Raw genomic sequence first — 4,816 nt, 5'->3', positions numbered from 1 at the left:
TGGAGAGCAGAGATGCTGGAGAGCTCCGCCTTCTCAGGCATCCTTTTGCCTGAAGATATGAATGGCGATCCCAAACAGCGAAATACCGATCGCGAGCAGCGCCAGCGCGCTCGGCCACAAGTCGCGGATGCCCAAGCCTTTCAGGAAAATCCCCAGCGTTACATCCATGTAGTGGCGCAATGGACTTGCCAGAGAGGCGATCTGAAGCGCCTTCGGCATGCTTTCGATCGGTGCCAGCGTGCCAGAGAGGAACATTAGCGGAAAGAGCCCGAAGAACGCCAGCAGCAGCGCCTGCTGAAGGGTGCGGCTGACGCTGGCGATCAACACGCCGATGCCGATGGCGCTGAGCAGAAAGATCGCCGTGAGGCCGAGGAACAGGAGCAGGCTGCCGCGCAGCGGGATGCCGAACCACCAGACGATCAACAGGCTCGGGAACACCGACAAAAGGCCCATCACCAGGGTCGGAAGAGTTTTGGCGACGAACAGTTCCGGCGTCCGTGTCGGCGTGACGCGCAACTGCTCGATCGTTCCCGCCTCCTTCTCGCGCACGATCGAAGCGGCGGGATGGATGACACCGACCATCAGCGCCGCGAGCGCCACCATCGACAAGACCACGAAGGCAGTGAAGGTCTGGTCGCGATTGTACCAGACCCGCACCATCGGCATCGGTCCTGCCGCCGCGCCGCCACCGGCACCAGTGGCCGCAAAGCGCCCCACGATCTCCAGGGCGTAACCCCGCGCCTGGGCCGCCATGTTGGAGTTCGATCCGTCCAGCAGCAGTTGCAAGTTCGGCCGGCGATCGCCGAGAAGATCGCGCTGGAACCCCGGCGGCACGATCAGCGCAACCCGCGCGCGTCCGTTCTGCAGCCAGGCGCCGGCCTCTGTGGCGCCGGCCGGCCGGCCGGCATCGGCAAAGACATCCGTTGCGAGAAATCCCTGCACCAGCGTCCGGCTTTGCGGAGTGCGGTCCAGATCCACGATTGCCAACGGCATGTTCTCGACCTCGAAGGAGAGCGCGTAGGCGCAGATCACGACCTCGGCGGTGTAGAGCCAGAGAATCAGAACCAGCATCAGCGGATCGCGCAGGAACTGCAGCAGCTCCTTGACCAGCAGCCCTGCGAGCCGCGCGCCCATCACGCCACTTTCTTTCGGAACCGCCAGACCGCCAGCGCGAAGATCGCCAGGGTATAGGCCAGCAACAGCAGAACCGATGGCGCCAGGTCGACCAGCCCTGCGCCTTTCAGGACCACGCCGCGCGAGAAATCCACGAAATACCGCGCCGGGAAGAGCCGCGTATAGAGTTGCAACACGACCGGCATGGTGAAGATGGGGAAGAGGAAGCCGGAAAACAGGAATGACGGCATCAACGAGATGATCAGCGCCAGCATCATGGCGGCCAACTGGCTGTTGGTAAGCGTCGAGACGAGCAGCCCGATCCCCACGGTGGTGAAGACATAGACGAGGCCGACTCCCAACAGCAGCAGGACGCTGCCCTTGAGCGGCACCGCAAACCAGAGGAAACCCACCGCGATCACCATGACGATCTGCAGGAACGCGATCAGCCCGTAAGGAATCAACTTGCCGGAGAGGAACTCCGCCGGCGTGAGCGGCGAGGCGAATATCTGCTGGATCGAGCCGGTCTGCTTTTCACGGGTGATCGCAAGCGCGGTCAACAGCGGCGGGAAGGCCATGAGAATGACGCCGAACAGGCCGGGCACGACATAGTTCACGCTGCGCAATGAAGGATTATACCAGACCCGCGTCGCTACCTCGATCGGCCGCACGGTCTGGACGCCGAAGGCGGCGATGATCGTCTCGGCATAGGCCGCCACCAGATTGGCGGTTGCCGAGAACGTTCCGTCCACGAGTACTTGAACGGGAGCCGACGCTCCCCGCGCGAGATGGTCCGCGAAGTCCGGCGGAATGATCAGCGCAAGCTTGACGGCGCCGCGTTGGAGCGCCGTCTCAACCTCGATCGCGCTGTGGTAGCTGTCGGCCAGGACAAAGTACCCGCTTGCCAGGAAGCGATCGACAAGTGCCCGGCTCTCCGCCGACCGGTCGTGGTCGAGCAAGCCCATCGCGACACCGTCCACATCAAACGAAATCGCGTAGCCGAACAGAAACAGCATCACCAAAGGCATCAGCATCGCCACCGCGACGGTCACGGGATCGCGGACGATTTCCTTCGTCTCCTTTTCGATGACGGCCAGGACGCGCGATAGGTTCATGAGGCCATCCCGGCGCCCGCCCCGGCCCGTTCACGCTCCATGAAGGCCAAAAAGACATCCTCTGGCGTTTCCAGTGAACGTCCAGGAAAATGCGCGCGCAGCGCGGGCAGATCGCCGGTGGCGATCAGGCGGCCTCTGTCCATCAGGCCGAGACGATGGCAATAGGCGGCCTCCTCCAGATTGTGCGTGGTCACGAGGACCGTCATTCCCTCCTCGGCGAGGATCCGGATCAACCGCCAGAACCGGAACCGGGCCAGTGGGTCGACGCCCGATGTCGGCTCGTCGAGGAAGAGCGCCGTCGGACGATGCAGGATGCCGCAGCCGAGCGCCACGCGCTGGCGCACCGCTCCGGACAGGCGGCCCACCATCTCGCCCCGCTTGCCACCGAGTCCGGTCATCGCCACCGCCCAGCCAATGGCCTCGCGCGCGCCGCGTCGCGACAGTCCGTAGGCGCTGGCGAAGAAGGACAGGTTTTCGCCGACGGTCAGATCGGGATAGAGGGAAAAGCGCTGCGACATATAGCCGATCCGCTGCCGCAGGCGACGCGGGTCGGACAAGACGTCGACGCCGGCCACCGTCGCGCTGCCCGCCGAGGGCGGCAACAGTCCGCAGAGCATGCGGATCAGTGTCGTCTTGCCCGCCCCGTTTGCCCCCAGCAGGCCGAAAATCTCGCCCGGCGCCACGGCGAGGGTGACATCACCCACCGCGACGAAATCGCCGAAGCGGCGGGTCAGCCCTTGTGTATCGATCCCTCCCGGCACGCCTTCCGCCGCATCGGTGATCGGCCGAGCGACGACCGCGCTTCCGGTTTCGTCAGGCGCGGCCTGATCACCGCGCAGGATCGTGAACACGTCCTCCATCCGCGGTTCCGCCGGTGCGACCTGTCCGAGAGCGTCCAGACGCGCCCGCCCTGCCGGCGATAGGTCGGCGTCCGGCTTCATCACGAAACGCACGCTGTCGGCGCGCCATTGGATGCCGAGAACCCCGGCCATTCCATGCAGCGCCGCTTCGGCTTCTGCCAGCCGGTCCGAGACGACGGAATAGACGTGTCCTTTCGCCCGGTCGCGCACTTCCTCGGGTCGGCCGAGGGTCATCAACCGGCCCCGGTCCAGAAACGCCACGCGATCGCACCGGTCGGCCTCGTCCATGTAGGATGTCGAAAGCACGATCGTCGTCTTCTGAAGGCGGAGATCACCGAGGATCTGCCATAGTTCCCGGCGTGAGAGCGGATCGACCCCGAGCCCCGGCTCGTCGAGAAGCAGCAGCGGCGGTTCGTGGATCAAATTGGCGCAAAGCGCGAGTTTCTTTCGCATTCCCCCCGACAGCGCTCCCTCCCGCCGGTCGAGAAAGGGCGCCAGCCCCGCCATGTCGAGCAGCCGGCGGCGTCGGGCCATAGCGACGTTGCCCGGCACGCCGCGGATCTTGGCGGCGAAGGACAGGTTCTCGGCCACGGTCAGCCGGTCGTAGAGTGTGAAACCCTGGGCCATGTAGCCGATCGCCGACGTGATCCGGGCGGCCTGCTTCACCGTGTCGTGGCCCAACACCCGGCACCGGCCTTCGCTGGGATCAAGGATCGCCGCGAAAAGCTGCAGGAGCGTTGTCTTCCCCGCGCCATCCGGCCCGACCAGACCGACGATCTCGCCAACACCGATCTGGATGTCGATGTCGCTCAGCGCCCGGAGTGAGCGATACCGACGCCCGAGCCCCTCGGCCGTAATGACGATCTCGTCCGTTGCCATGCCCGCCGTCTCCTAGGTCGGCACGAACAGCCGCTCGGGCCATCCGGCGTCTGGTTGCCACAGGATCCAGGCATCGGTCGGCATCCCCGGTTTCAGCACGCCGTCGGGATTGTCGATCGCGAGCATCACGCCGAAAACCAGGCGCACCCTTTCGTCGGGCATGTGGATGTCACGCGGCGTGAATTGCGCAGTCTGATCGACCCGCGCGACCCGTGCCTCGAACAGCCGGTCGGGGAAGGCATCCACACGCAGGCGCGCGGGCGCGCCGAGTTCCACCTGTCCGATCCGGCTTTCGGGAATGAAGACGCGAACCTCCGCTCTGGTCAGATCGAGCAGCGTGACCAACGGCTGTCCCGGCCGAACGAATTCGCCCGGTTCGACCGCCTTGATCAGCACGGTGGCGGTTAGTGGCGCGGTGATGCGGGTTTTGGATATCTGGTTGTCGAGAAGGTCGATTTCGCGCCGCACGGCGATGATGCGCTTGCCCATTGCGGTTGTTCCCGCCTCGATCGCCGTCACATTGCCTTGCGCGGCGTGAAATCCGTTCTGGGCGATGTCCAGTGTCTGGGCCGCGACCGTGCCGCGTTCCTTGAGTTTCCGCACCCGTTCCAGTTCGCTCTCGGCCGTGCCCAGATGATGCTGGGCCACTTCGAGTTCGCTTTCCGCGCGCTTGAGTTCCGCCCCAAGAGCTTCGATCTCCGCTTTGGCACGCGCCTTGTTCAGCCTGGCATCGGTGTCGTCAAGCCGCACCAGCAGGGCGCCCCCGCTCACCAACGCGCCTTCGACGAGGTTGCTGTCGACAACGCGGCCGGCTACTTCGGCGGCAAGCCGGATTTCCGTGCCCTCGAT

The 4,816-nt window shown here is 65.1% G+C and carries 4 protein-coding genes; all 4 read right to left on the bottom strand.

Translation table 11 applies throughout. The features are described 5' to 3' along the window. Positions 1–33: 33 nt before the first annotated feature. Entirely contained in the window at positions 34–1,134 is a 1,101-nt protein-coding gene (locus tag ING15_RS19140) for an ABC transporter permease (protein WP_206456438.1), read from the bottom strand. After that, positions 1,134–2,228: an ABC transporter permease gene (locus ING15_RS19135; RefSeq protein WP_206456437.1), complete on the bottom strand. Its 1,095-nt coding sequence runs from the start codon at positions 2,226–2,228 to the stop codon at positions 1,134–1,136. Before ING15_RS19135 ends, ING15_RS19140 begins: the two co-directional genes overlap by 1 nt. Further along, positions 2,225–3,967 (bottom strand): ATP-binding cassette domain-containing protein, encoded by a 1,743-nt coding sequence (locus ING15_RS19130; protein WP_206456436.1) that lies wholly within the window; start codon positions 3,965–3,967, stop codon positions 2,225–2,227. The genes ING15_RS19135 and ING15_RS19130 overlap by 4 nt, the downstream gene beginning before the upstream one ends. Positions 3,968–3,979: 12 nt before the next feature. Next, a partial coding sequence (locus ING15_RS19125) for an HlyD family secretion protein (protein WP_206456435.1) occupies positions 3,980–4,816 on the bottom strand: 837 nt, incomplete at its 5' end.

It is taken from the genome of Aurantimonas marina, assembly GCF_017183135.1.
Classification (GTDB): domain Bacteria; phylum Pseudomonadota; class Alphaproteobacteria; order Rhizobiales; family Rhizobiaceae; genus Aurantimonas; species Aurantimonas marina.
This window is presented reverse-complemented; position numbering and strand designations above follow the sequence as displayed.

Excerpts from the sequence above, each read along its gene's own strand:
- ING15_RS19140 (WP_206456438.1), bottom strand. The coding sequence starts at position 1,134 with ATGGGCGCGCGGCTCGCAGGGCTGCTGGTCAAGGAGCTGCTGCAGTTC.
- ING15_RS19130 (WP_206456436.1), bottom strand. The coding sequence starts at position 3,967 with ATGGCAACGGACGAGATCGTCATTACGGCCGAGGGGCTCGGGCGTCGG.
- ING15_RS19135 (WP_206456437.1), bottom strand. The coding sequence starts at position 2,228 with ATGAACCTATCGCGCGTCCTGGCCGTCATCGAAAAGGAGACGAAGGAA.